This window comes from Fibrobacter sp. UWH9 (assembly GCF_900129715.1).
GTDB lineage: Bacteria > Fibrobacterota > Fibrobacteria > Fibrobacterales > Fibrobacteraceae > Fibrobacter.
This window is the reverse complement of record NZ_FQWP01000014.1, coordinates 68,148-83,635: the sequence shown is the minus strand read 5'-3', so window position 1 is coordinate 83,635 and position 15,488 is coordinate 68,148. Positions and strand designations below refer to the sequence as shown.

13 protein-coding genes and 2 tRNA genes are annotated in these 15,488 nt (G+C 50.2%); 4 read left to right on the top strand and 11 right to left on the bottom strand.

The features are described 5' to 3' along the window. Positions 1 to 250: 250 nt before the first annotated feature. Together BUB94_RS11660 and BUB94_RS11655 are read right to left on the bottom strand one after the other, a co-directional pair. Positions 251 to 688, bottom strand: a complete 438-nt coding sequence (locus tag BUB94_RS11660; RefSeq protein WP_073160983.1) for a hypothetical protein — start codon at positions 686 to 688, stop codon at positions 251 to 253. Further along, complete coding sequence (locus BUB94_RS11655) at positions 681 to 1,136, bottom strand: DUF3990 domain-containing protein (RefSeq protein WP_073237261.1); 456 nt, start codon at positions 1,134 to 1,136, stop codon at positions 681 to 683. The genes BUB94_RS11660 and BUB94_RS11655 overlap by 8 nt, the downstream gene beginning before the upstream one ends. Positions 1,137 to 1,254: 118 nt before the next feature. On the opposite strand from BUB94_RS11655, the gene BUB94_RS11650 reads away from it, so the two are divergent. Next, the gene (locus BUB94_RS11650; RefSeq protein ID WP_139259157.1) at positions 1,255 to 1,563 is read left to right on the top strand and encodes a hypothetical protein; all 309 of its coding nucleotides are present in this window, start codon (positions 1,255 to 1,257) and stop codon (positions 1,561 to 1,563) included. 262 nt (positions 1,564 to 1,825) lie between these two features. On the opposite strand, the gene BUB94_RS11645 is transcribed toward BUB94_RS11650, so the two are convergent. From BUB94_RS11645 to BUB94_RS11635, 3 genes are all read right to left on the bottom strand, one after another. Then, positions 1,826 to 2,824 (bottom strand): class II fructose-bisphosphate aldolase, encoded by a 999-nt coding sequence (locus BUB94_RS11645; RefSeq protein ID WP_073237255.1) that lies wholly within the window; start codon positions 2,822 to 2,824, stop codon positions 1,826 to 1,828. Positions 2,825 to 2,935: 111 nt separating this feature from the next. Continuing rightward, the gene (locus tag BUB94_RS17190; protein WP_254793728.1) at positions 2,936 to 4,057 is read right to left on the bottom strand and encodes an OmpA family protein; all 1,122 of its coding nucleotides are present in this window, start codon (positions 4,055 to 4,057) and stop codon (positions 2,936 to 2,938) included. Further along, positions 4,057 to 4,458, bottom strand: a complete 402-nt coding sequence (locus tag BUB94_RS11635; protein WP_073160991.1) for a DUF4398 domain-containing protein — start codon at positions 4,456 to 4,458, stop codon at positions 4,057 to 4,059. Before BUB94_RS11635 ends, BUB94_RS17190 begins: the two co-directional genes overlap by 1 nt. Positions 4,459 to 4,605: 147 nt before the next feature. On the opposite strand from BUB94_RS11635, the gene BUB94_RS11630 reads away from it, so the two are divergent. Then, complete coding sequence (locus BUB94_RS11630) at positions 4,606 to 5,793, top strand: RICIN domain-containing protein (protein WP_249269344.1); 1,188 nt, start codon at positions 4,606 to 4,608, stop codon at positions 5,791 to 5,793. Between the two features lie 254 nt (positions 5,794 to 6,047). On the opposite strand, the gene BUB94_RS11625 is transcribed toward BUB94_RS11630, so the two are convergent. The 6 genes from BUB94_RS11625 to BUB94_RS11600 form a co-directional block, all read right to left on the bottom strand. Further along, positions 6,048 to 6,123, bottom strand: a tRNA-Asp gene (locus BUB94_RS11625). 25 nt (positions 6,124 to 6,148) lie between these two features. Continuing rightward, positions 6,149 to 6,223: transfer RNA gene (locus tag BUB94_RS11620), tRNA-Val, on the bottom strand. A gap of 18 nt (positions 6,224 to 6,241) precedes the next feature. After that, complete coding sequence (locus BUB94_RS11615) at positions 6,242 to 6,442, bottom strand: hypothetical protein (protein ID WP_073237252.1); 201 nt, start codon at positions 6,440 to 6,442, stop codon at positions 6,242 to 6,244. A gap of 449 nt (positions 6,443 to 6,891) precedes the next feature. Then, complete coding sequence (locus BUB94_RS11610; protein WP_073237250.1) at positions 6,892 to 9,177, bottom strand: HD family phosphohydrolase; 2,286 nt, start codon at positions 9,175 to 9,177, stop codon at positions 6,892 to 6,894. A 16-nt stretch (positions 9,178 to 9,193) separates the two neighbouring features. Further along, positions 9,194 to 10,168, bottom strand: a complete 975-nt coding sequence (locus BUB94_RS11605) for a PhoH family protein (RefSeq protein WP_073160996.1) — start codon at positions 10,166 to 10,168, stop codon at positions 9,194 to 9,196. Positions 10,169 to 10,184: 16 nt separating this feature from the next. After that, positions 10,185 to 10,490: a hypothetical protein gene (locus BUB94_RS11600; protein ID WP_073161095.1), complete on the bottom strand. Its 306-nt coding sequence runs from the start codon at positions 10,488 to 10,490 to the stop codon at positions 10,185 to 10,187. Between the two features lie 112 nt (positions 10,491 to 10,602). On the opposite strand from BUB94_RS11600, the gene BUB94_RS11595 reads away from it, so the two are divergent. Both BUB94_RS11595 and BUB94_RS11590 read left to right on the top strand, forming a co-directional pair. Next, positions 10,603 to 11,982 carry an aminopeptidase P family protein gene (locus BUB94_RS11595; RefSeq protein WP_073160998.1) on the top strand — a complete coding sequence of 460 codons (1,380 nt, stop codon included), beginning with the start codon at positions 10,603 to 10,605 and terminating at the stop codon, positions 11,980 to 11,982. Positions 11,983 to 12,052: 70 nt separating this feature from the next. Then, on the top strand, positions 12,053 to 15,484 hold the full coding sequence (locus tag BUB94_RS11590) for an MFS transporter (RefSeq protein WP_073237247.1): 3,432 nt from the start codon (positions 12,053 to 12,055) through the stop codon (positions 15,482 to 15,484). The last annotated feature ends 4 nt before the right edge of the window (positions 15,485 to 15,488 follow it).

Below are 15,488 nucleotides of genomic sequence, written 5' to 3'. Positions count from 1 at the left end.
GGAGGATTCACGTGCTGCTGCACCGACCTTTTCCATAAGGGCTTCCAGCATTTCGTCGGAAGGCTCCTCCATGGATGATAGCCTGTATTTTTTCAATTCTTCGTCTGCCATGTCTGTAAATATATGAAAAAAATGTGATGAGTTAATACGTCGTTTTGTCCAAATCCCTGAAAATTTCCTGTGATTGGAGAGGAATGCCGGTGGAGTTCAGGATGGAAAGTAAGTCGCGTACGACGGTTCCGGCAGGTGATTATGCAGCCAAAATTTCTCCGTTCTTGTAGCACGCGTCGATATATTCTCGAGATTGGTAAAACAAGTCGGAATTGTAGTTTGAAATCTTTGCCGCAAGCCAGGACCTGAAAATTTCTTTGATTCCAGAAATGGAGTCTTTTTGAGCAAAGTTGTCTTCTACAAGACGTGCGAAGACATCCCCGATGTCCCAATAGTCGGGCACTGTGTATTTGCAGCTGGCTATATTGTCAAATGATCCCAATGGTATGTTGTTCCTGACAATAAAGTCGTCGGCCACTTTTTCGATGGGTTCGCAGTGAAATACATCTTGATAATTGTAAATTCGGTCGACATCTTTTCCGAGTAGTTCAACAACACGAGATCGCTCGTTCTTCGTTATTCGTCCAATGTACTCAATGAGGCTGCATGTATAGAATAAAGCTGTATTCTTAATCATGAACTTCCCTCGCTGTTACAAAGGTCAATGAACTAATTGCGTTCTGGGTGCTAAAGCAAATCTGGTGTGTTGGGTACTTGAATTTAGCCAGGTCCCAAAATGCTTCCCTAGAAATGGTCCCATCTAGAAAACTTTGGACGTAATTAAAGATGGTGTCATCCGCCATGGGCCCTTCAATAACGTCATAATCGTGTTTGACGCCTTGTCTGCAGGCGACGATAAAGTCCAACCATTCGTCGGTCATCTTTTCAAATCTTAGAATATTTAGAGAAGGGTCTTCTTTATAATCATGGACGTTCACAAAGCCTTCACCAAATCGAGTCGCCCATCGGATCGCCTGTTGTTCGATGGAAGTGCAGTAAAAACCGAAATAAAAGTCTTTGTTGTACTTTGAGACTCTTACTTCTGGATGCTCAACAATTTGTGTACTTCCATGGAAAATCTGCATAACCCCAATATAGATAAAATTTTTTGTAAAAATTCGTCAGTCAGATTTTGTTTCATGACATAAAATCGTTCAAAAGATAGGTGTTTAGTGAATTTTTGAACGCACTATTCACAAACGCATGAAAATTTCCTATGATTGGAGAGGAATGCCGGTGGAGTTCAGGATGGAAAGCACACGAGTTTGCAGTATTGGCAATATGGACGCTGGAGACGTCAACATGCCGCAGGGCCTGGGCCGCTACATGCCCGAGGACGCCTCGGCACCAGTAGTGCCATCGACGACTCTCGACGAAAATGGAAAGCCGACCGACTGGAGCATATTCAATCCTAAATTCGAATGGTATCTCAAGAACCACCGTGGTGGCCATGCGCAGTTGTCTATAAACTTATATGCAGAATGCAATCTGTTTATCCATCATAAAGTTTAGGGCTCGTTTGGACGAGCTTGCTTTGAACCGCCATTAAGTTATGCTGATTCTATTATTCGTGGTGAAAATCGTGTCCCACGGCACAGTTTGTGAAAAAAAAGGCACTCGGTGGAACCGAGCGCCTTTTTGAGAGCGAGAGCTACCGGAGGTTTTATAAACCCGCGGATTTGCTCGAGCGGTCTCTTTGTGAAAAAAGGCCACTTGGTTAGAAACCAAGTGACCTTTTCAACTTTTTAGTTAAGCGAGCGGTGCTCGCTAACTATTAAAGCTTGTCGTTAGAACCAAGAACGTCGACGATCTTGTGTTCGTACATCTTCTGCATGTTTTCGCGAGCCGGCTTCAGGTACTGACGCGGGTCGAAGTGATCCGGGTGTTCGTTGAAGTACTTGCGAACTGCAGCAGTCATAGCGAGACGGCTGTCGGAGTCGATGTTGATCTTGCAAACTGCAGACTTGGAAGCCTTGCGGAGCTGTTCTTCCGGAATACCAACTGCATCGGGGAGCTTACCGCCGTTTTCGTTGATGGTCTTAACTTCGTCCTGAGGAACGGAAGAAGAACCGTGGAGAACGATGGGGAAGCCCGGGAGCTGCTTTTCGATGGCTTCGAGAACGTCGAATGCCAGGGGAGGCGGAACCAGGATGCCGTCAGCGTTGCGAGTGCACTGTTCCGGCTTGAACTTGTAAGCACCGTGAGAGGTACCGATGGAGATAGCGAGGGAGTCGCAACCGGTACGGGTAGCGAAGTCAACGACTTCTTCCGGCTTGGTGTAGTGAGATTCTTCAGCGGAAACTTCGTCTTCAACACCGGCGAGAACACCGAGTTCAGCTTCGACGGTAACGTCGTGAGCGTGAGCGTATTCAACAACCTTCTTGGTGAGGGCGATGTTTTCTTCGTACGGGAGGTGAGAACCGTCGATCATAACGGAAGAGAAACCGTTGTCGATGCAGTCCTTGCACAGTTCGAAGGAGTCACCGTGGTCGAGGTGGAGAACGATCTGCGGATTTGCGCAGCCGAGTTCCTTGGCGTATTCAACAGCACCCTGAGCCATGTAGCGGAGGATGGTGCCGTTTGCATAGTTACGAGCACCCTTAGAAACCTGCATGATGACCGGAGACTTCTGCTTGACGGAAGCCTGAACGATAGCCTGCATCTGTTCCATGGTGTTGAAGTTGAAAGCCGGGATAGCATAGCCACCAGCAACAGCCTTAGCAAACATTTCCTTGGTGTTAACCAAGCCGAGTTCCTTATAAGAAACTGCCATTTTTTACCTCTTGTTTTTGTAATGGCGACTTGCGCCGCCGGTTTAAGATTACAGGCGAGAATTTAGAAAATTTGAGCCATTTTGGAAACGTTTCCCGCCAAAATATGTGATTTATTGAGCCTGCAGGGCCTTGTCCTGGATAACCAGGTCAACGCGGCGATTCTTCTGGCGGCCTTCCTTGGTGGAATTGTCGGCGATAGGCATGCTCATGCCCAGGCCCTTGGCGGTCAGACGGCCGGCTTCGATACCCTGTTCGACCAGGAAGTTCATCACGTTGTCGGCACGCTGCTGAGAGAGCTTCATGTTATGCTCTTCGGAACCGGTATTGTCGGTGTTACCTTCGATAGACACGTTAAACTGCTGGTATACGGAGAGAATACCGGCGACCTTGGCCAGGCTGGTCTTCAAATCGGACTTGAGGGTGGCCTTGTTCACGTCAAACAGGATGTCGGACATAGAAAGGATAATGCCGCGGGCGTCCTTGGACACCTGGATCAGCTTGGACTGGAGTTCGTTCAGCTTGTTCATGGCATCCTGCTGGCGGGCTTCAGCCTTGGCACGCTCTTCGGCAAGAGCCTTCTTTTCGGCTTCCAGGGCGGCCTGTTCTTCGGCCAGCTTCTTCTGGAGTTCGGCCTGCTGCTTCTGCAGTTCCGCTTCACGTTCGCTGGCGGCCTTCAGGGCGGCTTCCTGGGCTGCAGCTTCTGCCTGGAACTTTTCCTGGTTCTGCTGCATTTCTGCCTGGAGACGTTCCTGCTGACGCTTGGCATCTTCGTTAGACTGGGCTAGGCGGGCCTTTTCTGCTTCGAGGTCGGCGGCCAGGCTAGACATCTTGCCGCTGCGGGCGTTGGCGATCTGTTCCTGGATGGCTTCGATGGAGCGGTTTGTGGCGGCGCGTTTCTGCCAGTTTTCTGCGATATGGTTGCGCAAGGTCTGGGTTTCGGCCTGCATCTTGGCGATTTCGGCGTACTTTTGGCACTTAGCGGCCAATGGGGGAATCTGTTCGGAATTCAGGTCGTCAATTTCTACAGCCTTCAATTCGTTGAGGGTGCCGTAGGCGTGGGCGAGGGTAAGCTTTGCAGAAATAGCGTTTGCCGGTGCAGAAGCCTTGGTGTCCTGGAGGGCGGCTTCACAAACTTCGGAAGCGGTGGGGGAGGGCTGACTTGCGACATCAGCTTCGGCGGCAAAACTCATGGATGCAGCCAGAATACCCAGTGCTAAAATTTTCTTGTTCATTACTTGGCTGCTCCTTCCTTATTGGTTTCCTTGTCGAGAATGCTCTGGTAGAGGAGCTTACGTTCTACGTCGGCTCGCAAATCGGCTTCAACCTTCTGGTCTTCGGCCTTGGCGGCATCGCGTTCGCTAGTAGCAATTGCCAACAGCAATTCAAGTTCACTCTGTTCAAGAAGAACCTGAGCCTGCTCATCTTCGCCGGCTTCTTTTAGAACCCTGGCGGAATCAATCTTGGCGGTGGCGCTTGCAGTGGCGGTGGGGTTGACGCTGTTTTCGCGGGCCACAGCCATCGTGGCCTCGGTCTTACCTATGGAATTGTTCAGTGGACCATGGTTTCCTGCACATCCTGTGAGTGCGGCGAAAGCAGCCAGGCTTAGGCTGCATACTATAACTTTAGCCTTCATTAGGCTCACTCCTATATTTGAAATTTTGTCTTTAAATTATAAAATATGCGGTTTATGTGCGCAGTATATCACAAAAAAAAGTTTTTTACTTGCGATAATATATGCATGAAAGTAGATTTTGGGGTGGTGTATGGTGGCGGAGTTGTTATGAATCGAATTTTTGTTTCGGCCTTTGTTTCGGGCCTTTTTTTCTTGTCGTCCGGGGCTTTCGCCAAGGTGGATTATCACCTGAACAAGGTGGCGAATCCGTCTGACGATGAATTGGATGCCTACGAGCATATTGCTGCCGCCATGGATTCCGCGGTGTACATGTACAACAAGTACACCCATATGACCAAGCACATCGAGGTCTATTATAACACGGGTGTGCAAACCGCCGACGCCAGCTATAACGGCACCATGCGCTTCGGATCGAACCGCTCCTACATGAAGGTGCGCACGGCCATGCACGAAATGGGTCACACCATGGGTATGGGCACCACCAGCGAGTACACCGCCATGCTTAAGGACGGCGTCTTTCAGGGCGAAACCGCACAGGCCAAGCTGAAGGAACTGACGGGGGATCCCACCGCCGTTCTCAAGGGCGATTCCCAGCATTTCTGGCCATACGGTCTGAATTACGATTCAGAACTTCACTCCGAAGAGGATTTGATTATCCATTGCCAGATTGTAGAAGCCATGTACCAGGACATCTTCAAGGAGAAGTTCTTCATGGAGGCCCGCGTAAGGTATATGTCCGACGATAAGTGCATGGGCATTACGGCAAGCAATGGCCTTGAGATGATGGACTGCTCCGCCGCTGGAACGGTGGCGAAAATCTGGAGCATCGGGGACAGCCCCGTTACCTACCGTTTTGAATTTGGCGACCGCGTCATTGACGTGCCTAATGAATCCACCGCGGCAGGCGTCGTTCTGAGTACCTATTCCTGGAATGCCGGTGCCCATCAGCGTTATGTGCTGGAGTCTGCGCCGGTAGGCAATTCTAACGCCTATTACCTGCAAAATTACAAGAGCAAGCTTTACCTGTTGCCGTCCGAAAAGAACGTTGTCCAGGACGAACGTAGCCGCAGTATTGAATCTGGCGTCTGGGTGCTTGACCAGGTGGAAGAAGGTTCTACAGGCGGTGACACCCTGGTTGCGGATACTTCGACGACAGATACTACGGTTGTGGATCCGTCTGAAAAGGATTCGTCTAACGTGGAGTCTATCGGACAGTCCGCAGGACGGGTGGTTGCCAAACCGCTGAACGTAATGCTACCTTCAAGATCTTTTGATGTGATGGGTAGGTCTGTAAAGAAGAACCGCAAACAGGAAAAGTTCCGTATAGTATTCTGATAGTAAAATCTTTGGATGCTGAAGATCAAGTGCGATGATGACGCAAATGATCAAGCGAAGGGCCTCCTGCGGGAGGCTTTTTTCGTGAGGCGGGACTGAGGGGGATACAGGTGGGGTGTTGAGATGCTGAAACAAGTTCAGCATGACATGGTTCAGTATGACATGGTTCAGCATGACGTTGAGCGGGGAGGCTTGGTTTGTTTCACTACGTTCAACAAACGAAAAGACCTTCTCAAAAGAGAAGGTCTTTTTCGCGGGATAGACGAGGCTTGAACTCGCAACCTCCGGCGTGACAGGCCGGTGCTCTAACCAAAATTGAGCTACCACCCCAAAAACGTTTCCGTTTTATTGGTAGTGGGCGATAACGGATTCGAACCGCTGACATTCTGCTTGTAAGGCAGACGCTCTGAACCAGCTGAGCTAATCGCCCGAATGGGTGTGTTCAGAATTACTGAACGTCGTTCTTATCTTCTTTCTTGCCTTTCAAGAGAATTCCCAGAGGGATAATCACCAAGTAGGCGAGACAGAGAATAAGAGGTGCAACCGTAAGGGAAATCGGGTTTTCTGCAGGGCCAGTAGCGAGACAGATGAAACCGACTGCCAGCAAGATAACTCCAAGAGCAATAAGAACAAGATTCTTTTTTGTCATTGTGTTTCCTACCGTTTCACGATTACGAAGCCAAATATACAAAAGCAAAAATATTTGTCAAGGGAGAAAGAGAAAAAAAGTGAAATTTTTTAGGAGTGAGGTACGAGGTATGAGGACGGAGCTTCGACTCCTTTGAGCTAGATAATCGCACCGAAGGCGCCTAAGTTAGGTATGAGGTTTGAGGTATGAGGACGGAGCCTGCGGCTCCTTTGGGCTAGATAATCGCGCCGAAGGCGCCTTACTCACACAGCTCATCGCTCACAGCTCGTATCTCATAAATCAAATCTACATCACAAGATCCCTCGACTCCACTTCGTTTCGCTCGGGATGACACCCGCTCTTCACTATCCGCTCTTCACTATCCACTGTTCACTAAAAAAGAGCCGTCAGCTAATCGCCCACGACTCCTTTATCCTTTAACCTTTAAACTATACGCTTTAACCTATCCGCTACTTCTGTCCCGGATACTTGACTCGGGTGTGGTATGTTCCGTCGAGGCTGGTGAGGAAAGCCTGTTCCAGCTTGAACAGTTCCTTCACAGACAAGTTACATTCGTTGAACTGACCTTCCATGAATCGACCTTCGATGGTGTTATGAATCATGGCGGTCAGAGCTTCGGGGGAGGTATCAGTCATAGATCGGCTGGTTGCTTCGATGATGTCTGCCAGCATAAGGATTGCGGTTTCCTTGCTCTGGGGCTTGGGACCCTTGTAGCTGTAATCCTTGATGTCGACCTGCGCTCCACTTTCTGCAGCCAGTTCCTTCGCCTTGTGGTAGAAGAACTTGATTTCAGAGGATCCGTGGTGTTCGCGAATACCGGCAGCCACCAAGTCAGGAATATTGTATTCCTTGGCAAGGCTAGCACCCTGTTCCACATGCTCCACGATAATCTTAACAGATTGAGCCGGGTCAATATTGTTATGGGGATTCACACCTTGCTTCTGATTTTCGGTAAAGTATTCAGGGCGCATGGTTTTTCCGATATCGTGGTAAAGAGCCATGACGCGGACCAACAGAGAATTTGCGCCGATACTATCGGCAACCTTTTCGGCCAGGTTAGAAACCTGAATGCTGTGGTGGAACGTACCCGGTGCGATTTCAGAGATGCGCTTTAATGCGGGACGATTAAAGTCAGACATTTCCATAAGCGTCAAAACCGTCGTAATACCAAAGACTCGTTCAATCAAATGGATCAAAAGCACCGAGGCCAAGGAAGAACAGATGATCACGTTCATGCCGCCGACAATCATGTTCTGGTAGAAGGCTTCAAAGGAAAGACGGTTACGCAGGAGGAAGATGACGCAGATTGCTGCAGCCATGGCAATAACGCCAGAAAGGATACCCCACACAAACTGAACGCGATAGCGCATTCTAGCAAGAGGGTAGGTAGCGCCAAAGGTCACGCTGAAGGCGCAAATGGCAGCAGCAAGGTCATAACCGTTCAGCACACCAAAAATAAGAGCAGAGAATGCGCTGAAGGCAAATCCCAGACGGCGGTCAAAAAGCACGGTCGCCATAACAGGAGACAATGCAAACGGGTACAACCACATGAAGTCAAAATTTTCAGGCAAGATAGTCAATTCAGACCGGTTCAACGTTCCAGAAAGATTGTGGACAATCCAGAAAGCGACCAGCTGCAGAAGGACCAGCGAGGTGAAACTCCAAAGCTGGCGGGCGTCCTTGAACATGGTGCGGGAGGGAATATTCAGGAAGAACAGGAAGAACATGGTGATGATGATGACAAACACCAAGGCGTTACCGTAAATAGCGGTAAAGGTCTTGGAATTTTCTTCCTTCTGTTGAGCCTGCTGAAGTGCGTCAATCTTTTCAAGAATTTCCTTGGTAATGGGAGCGCCCTGAGTCACGATTTCCATGCCGCGGGGAACCATACCCTTAATGAGGGTCACCTTGTTGCGAGCTTGTTCGCGGCTGGCCATAGTTTCTTTTTCTAGATAGAAAACGTTGGGCATCATGAAAACAAACAACGTTTCATAGAAGGCGCTAAGGAGCCCCTGTTCATTGGGGAAACTCATTTGCAGCTGGGCGAATGCTTCGTCGATGCGGCGGCGGAGAGGCTGAATGTTCGCCACTTCTACGGTGGATGTTTCATTATTCTTGAGCAAGGTGATGTTGGGCTTGCTGTAGATAATGCTCTTGAGATCCTGCAGATTGTAATTGTCCTTATAGAGCTGGGCTGCTGTTTCGGAGCTTGCCAACAAAGTGTTGGAAATACCCTTCTGCAGAATCTGATTGAACACAGAAAGCAAGGAATCGCGGGCCTTGGCGTTCTGGCTCAAGGGCTTGATGGCAGAAGTGGAAATTCTCTGCTTTACGATTTCATAGACACGGGATGCCTGAACCACCTTGACCTGCACGGTGGAATCGCCACCCTCGGAAGAACTGGCCTGGGAAATCTGGGCCTGGAGGGAACCGTACTGAGCCAACTTGTGCAGGAACACCTTCAGGTCTTCGTACACGCGGTTGGTTTCGTCGTTGTTGAACTCGAAAATGGCGTTTACTTTGTCTGCTGCACGAGCCTTTTCGGATTCAATTTCCTGCTGGGACTTAGGCACTTCGAAATTGATAGGTGCCACAATGGTGCGGGGGCTAACCTGACCCAGACGGGGACGTTCTGCCTGGAGGGCGATGTTCTTGTCGGGGAAGAGGAAAATGGCGGCGGCTACAACGAGAACCCAACCGATAATAAGGTGAATTTTCAGCTGCTTTTTCGTCATGTTCTATAAAGTCCTTTTAGCGTTCTTTTTGCTGATAGGCGAGGAGGATGTCTTTTACAAGGTGATGGCGAAGGACGTCGGTGGCGGTAAAGTCAACCTGAGCGATTCCCCGGATTCCCTTGAGAATATCCATAGCGTGAACCAACCCTGACTTTTGCCCCTTGGCCAAGTCGACCTGGGTGGCATCGCCAGTAATAATCGCCTTACTGTGAGGGCCCAGACGGGTCAGGAACATCTTCATTTGTTCGGGCGTGGTATTCTGGGCTTCATCAAGAATGATGAAGGCTCGCTTGAGGGTTCGACCGCGCATGTAGGCGAGGGGAGCCACTTCAATAGCGCCTGTTTCTTCGTAACGGCGAAGCTTTTCTGCGGGGAGCAGTTCGGCCAGACTATCGTGAATGGGGCGCAGATACGGGGCAATCTTTTCTTTAAGGTCGCCAGGTAAAAAGCCCAAGGATTCACCTGCTTCTACGGCGGGGCGCACCAGGCAGATGCGCTCGGCTTCATGGCGTTCAAGGCTTGCCACTGCCAGAGTGACAGCCAGGAAAGTCTTGCCGGTACCAGCGGGCCCCTTGGCGAAAATGACGTCGTTATGTTCGACCGCCTTCACCAGTTCGGCCTGAGCCTGGGTCTTTGCAAACACGGAAACACCGAAGCGATTTCGGAAGACGGGGGTGCTGGGGATGGAATTGTCCATAGGTTCGCCCAGTTCGACGGGTCCCAGAAGACGTTCCACCTGTCTAGCTCCGATTGCACCGCCATTTCGGGCAGCCATCTTCAGCTGGTCCAGTACGGCAAAAACACCGGCAATGTCGCCCTGTACAGGCTTGCCGTGTTCATCCAGATCCTTGGCGATAATAGTCAGCCCCGGCAGGCGGGTCTGTATCTCAACAGAAAAACGGCTCTCCAGTAATCGGAAAACCGCTTCATTCTCGCCTGAAATCGTACGTTTCAGGTCATCAGATAGGGAATAGCGCTTGATTTCGCTCATTCAATGTTCTTGCCAATTATTCGGCGGCGGAGTCGTCGGCAGTAGACATACCCAGCTTGTTCTTGGCTTCGAAGATTTCCTTACGGAGCTTGTGGTTCTCTTCGGTGAGAGCGGTAGCTTCCTGTTCGGTCTTCTTCAGCTTGTTTTCGTCGATTACTTCCTTGGGAGCGGCCTTCTTCTTGCTGCCGCCCTGGACTGCAGCCGGGGAATCGGAATCATCTTCGTATTCATCGTCGCTGCCACCGTTAGAACCAGCGCAAGCGGTAAACATGGCAACAGTCATAGCTGCAACAATCAACTTCCAATTCTTAAAAAATTTCATTTGTTCAGGCTCCATTTTGGTCTGTGATGGCCTAAATGTATAATATTTTGTGGCGAAAAGAATGTGAAAAACGTAAATTTTGTGGCAAAAATGAACGATTTTGAGGCTCAGAATGTCTTTAAACGAAAAAAAATCTGTTTGCGACCCTTATTCCCAAGTTTTTATATCCTCTAAGGACTACAATTCCAGAAATCTTTACAAAAAACGCCGGGAGGCCATGCTCAGGGAACTGGATTCCTTCTGCGTTATCGCCGGAATGCCCATGGAACCGGGTGGCGAAGAAGCCTTTGTGCAAACCTGGAACAAGATGATCCAGGAACCCGCCTTCCTTTACTTGACCGGAATCAACCAGGCCGGGTGCTATCTGCTGCTTGACCCCAGGGACGGGGCCGAAATCCTGTTCGTACCTGAAAAGGATCCTTTCAAGGAATTCTGGAACGGCAAACGTCTCGGCTATGTGGAAGGGGACCGCGATGTGCAGAAGGTGACCGGTTTCAAGGACGTTCGCCCCCTGGATGAACTTTGGGATACGGTGGTGGAGCGAGCCCGCAAGAAACCCAATCCCGGTTTCGCCTATGCGTTCTATTTTGAAAAGTGGCCCGATGACCATAACGACCAGTTCCGAAAGGAGATGAAGAAGGCCCTGGCCAGCGAGGGTTTGAAGGGATTTAAGCTGAAGAGTGCCGCTAGCCTTCACTGGAAACTGAGACTGCCTCTGGAAAAGGAACGCATTTCTGATGCCTGCGTGGCCCAGAACATTACGGACCAGGCATTCCGCGCAGTGCTAGGCCAGATGTCTAGCTTGAAGAATGAACGTCAGCTGGGCCTTTTGCTGGACTATGAGATGCAAAAACGTAGCGACGGTGATTTGGCTTTCCCGACCATTGTGGCCGGTGGCGCAAATGCCTGCTGCCTCCACTATGTCAAGAAGGATGAACCGCTGCAGGATGGCGACCTGGTGCTCCTGGATTTTGGTATCCGCTACAATTCCCTGCATAGTGACTTGAGTCGCACCCTTCCTGTTAACGGCAAGTTCAACCCGTTGCAGAAAATGTTGTACGAAATCGTATTGGACGCCCAGACGGAATACCAGAAGTCGGTACGCCCCGGCGTAAGCCTCAAGGAAATCGGAAATATTCCCTGGGATTTCATCATGGGAGCTCTGGATGAACGTCTTGTGAAAGGCGCAAAGGGCAAGTTCAAGTTGCTTTATGACCGCCGCCCCCATGGGGTAAGCCATTTTATCGGCGAACAGATCCATGAAGGTGAACCGGGTACCCGTTCCCTGGAAGTGGTGCTGGAACCGGGGATGCTGATTTCTTGCGAACCTGGCCTTTATGGCGAATTTTGGGCAAATATCGGAGGAAAGAAGTTCCACGAGAAGATCGGTATACGCATCGAAGACGACCTGCTGATTACAGAAAAGGGCTTCCGTAACCTTTCTGAAAATATCCCCAAAACTGTAAAGGATTTGGAATCCCTCATTAAATAGGGAATATCAAATTTTTTAGATTTAGGAGCCGAATCTATTTTCGGCTCTTTTTTATTTGAGGCATAGGAAAATGTGGAAAGTTAAAGGTTCTGTTCGATATTTCTTATCGATCCTTGCAACAGTTTTTGTTCAGACAGGTGTGTTTATTTACGCCCAGAAAATTCTTTCGGGTTCCTTTACGGCTGATGGAAGCGGACAGACCTGGCAGGCCTTTATGCTGCAGGTTTTCTTTATCGCCCCTTACATCTTGATGGTCTTTTTTGCGGGATTCTTTACCAACAGGTTCTCCAAGAATAAGGTGTTGGCATGGTCCTCGTTATTGATGACTTGCTTTGTCATTGCCCAGGCGGTGTTGGTGACTTGCGGCATCCCCCGTGTGGCGTTCTGGCTTTCTATTGGCCTTAGCAGTGGTTTTGCCATTCATAGTGCGGCAAAGTACGGCATCCTCAAGGAAATGTTTGGCGTTCGTAATCTGAGTTTCGCCAATGCCTTCCTGCAGATTTTCAGCTTGGGCGGCATGATATTCGCCTCCTGGCTTGCCATTGTCGGTGTGAACTTGATTAACCTGGATTCCCTGGTTTCTTACGAGGCTGTTCACCGCATTTTGTCCCATTCCGTGGTGATTCCCTGGATCTTGACGGGGGTTAGCGTACTTGGTACGATTGCCAGCTTTATGGTGCCTAGGGTAAAGTATGAAAATCCCAATGTGAACATCGCCAAGGTCCGTAAGCACTTGAGTCTGGGCTGGCGTGTTCCCTCCCTCCGTGGTTCCATCATCGCCCTTTCTATGTTCTGGGCTCTGGCCCAGGTGTTCGTGCTGGTTTTCCAGGACGCTTCCGGCTCTCAGATCCTGAACATGATGCAGGATTACCTGGCATTTGCCGTGGTGGGTCTTGTGGTGGGTTCCATTGTGGCTGCCGCCAAGTCCAGGGATTTTATTGAAACCGGATTCATTCCCCTCGGTATGTTTGGCGTGTCCATCTGCATGTTCCTGGTCCCGTTCATGGTGAACCCCTTCGCCCTGGTGGTCCTTTATTCCTTGACGGGACTTTTTGGCGGCTTGTTCCTGGTGCCGGTCAACGCACTTCTACAGTATAACACTCGTCCCAACAATTCGGGCTCCGTTCTAGCCCTTTCCAATATGATCCAGTCCATTGTTTTGATTGGATTCCTGTTTGTTTTCTCTTACCTGGTCCGTTATACCGATATCCTGCCCCAGTACTACTTCCTCGGAATTGCAGTCATTTCTGCATGCGTGTTCCTCTGGTCCATTTCCAACTTGCCTCAGGCCATGATCCGCACGGTGTTGCGCCTGGTGTTTAACCGTTACAAGATTCGCGTGCTGGGTGTGCAGAATATTCCCAACGAAGGTCCGGTATTGCTGGTGGGTAATCACCATAGCTTTATTGACTGGGCCATGCTCCAGATGGCTAGCCCCCGTCCGCTGTGTATCGCCAGCAACAAGGACCATTTCGACAAGTGGTACCTGCGTTCTATTCTGAAGCGTCTGGGCAATATCCGCATCGACAACAATAATCCCAAGCCTGCCATGGATCGCATTCACGAGGCCCTGCTGGCTGGTAAGGCTGTGGTCATTTTCCCCACGGGCGAAGTGTCCAAGTCACCTCATGTGGACCCCTTCCATATCGATTACTCTTCTGCCATTGACGATACTGACGCCGAAATTATCCCGTTCTATATTCAGGGTCTGTGGGGGAGTAACTACAGTTATAGTTCCTCTAACATGTATGGCGCTTCTGCCGATCGTTCCGTGACGGTAGCCTTCGGCGAAAAGATTCCGGCCACCACACCTCCTAACGAAGTCCGCGCCATCGTCCGTAAGATTTCTATTGAAGCCTGGCGCTATTCCGTGAATTTCTTGCGTCCCATTGCCGCCTCCTGGATTCGTACCTGCAAGCGCTATGTGAAGAACGGACCTGCCATCTATAACCCGGACGGAGGCCACTTTTCTGGCTACAAGCTGATGGGCGCCGTCATGGCGTTCCGCGGACTTCTGTGGAAACTGTTGAATAAGAACGAGCAGAACGTGGGTATCATGCTTCCGCCTAGTCCGGCTGGAGTCATTGTAAACCTGGCCCTGTGGGTCATGGGCAAGACCAACGTGAACCTGAACTACACCTCCTCTGTAGAAAACGTAAAGTTCTGCTGTGAAAAGGCTGATGTATCTACGGTCATAACCAGTAGACAGTTCATTCAGAAACTGAAGGGTAGGGGAAACGACTATAGCCAGATTGCAAGCGACAAGGTTCGACTGTTCTATGCCGAAGACCTGATGAAGATGCTGCCCAAGCCTAAAATTGCCGCCCTTGTACTGCTTTGCGTGGTAATGCCCAGCTGGCTAATCCGTCTGATTTTCTGCAAGCATCGTTCCATGAACGACAATGCGGTGATCGTGTTCAGTTCCGGTTCCGAAGGTACGCCTAAGGGCATCGAACTGACCCAGCGCAATCTGATGGGTAACATCCAGCAGCTGGCCTGTATTTTGAATGTGAGCCGCGGTGACGTGATGCTTTCGGAACTGCCCCTGTTCCACAGCTTCGGCCTGACGGTGACCACGATTCTGAACCTGGTGGAAGGTTGCCCCATTGTGACCGTGGCGGACCCCACCGACGTAAAGACCATGGCTCGCGTCTGCTGCGAATTCCACGTTTCGTTCCTGGTGGCGACCCCCACCTTCTTGCGCGCCTTTACTGTTAGCCGTTACGTGCACCCGCTGGTATTCAAGTCCGTGCGTCTGATTATTGCCGGTGCAGAAGCCCTGCGTCCGGAATTGGCAACCGCATTCCGCCTGAAGTTCGGCAAGGAAATCTTTGAAGGTTACGGCTGTACCGAAACCGCTCCGGTGGCCTCCGTGAATACGGAAAACACCTTGCTGAATGACTATACCACCATGCAGCTCAATAACAAGCCTGGCACCGTGGGTCCTGCTCTGCCGGGAACCCAGTTCCTGATTGTTGATCCCGAGACCAACGAACCGTTGCCTACCGGGGAAGCCGGCATGATCCTGATTGGTGGATGTCAGGTAATGAAGGGCTACCTGAAGGATCCGGACCGCACTAAGGCCGCTATTGTCAACCTTGACGGAATTCGTTATTACCGCACAGGGGACAAGGGCTACCTGGATCAGGATGGTTTCTTGACTATCGTTGACCGTTATAGCCGTTTTGCCAAGCTGGGAGGCGAAATGATCAGCCTCGGAGCCGTCGAAAAGAAGATTCAGGACACTCCGGTCCTTGAAGGTTGCGATTATTTGATTACCACAGTTCCCGATGCAGCCAAGGGCGAAAAAATTGTATTACTCTATCAGGGCGAAAAAGACCCGAAAACCGTACTTACGGAACTTCGCGCCAGCAATAACTTCCCGCCCATAATGTTACCTTCTGTAGCTTTCCAGGTAGAAAAGGTTCCTAAGCTTGGTACAGGTAAGGCCGACTTTACTACAGCCAAGAAACTGGCCAAGGAACTGGTGGAAGCTAAATAGGGTA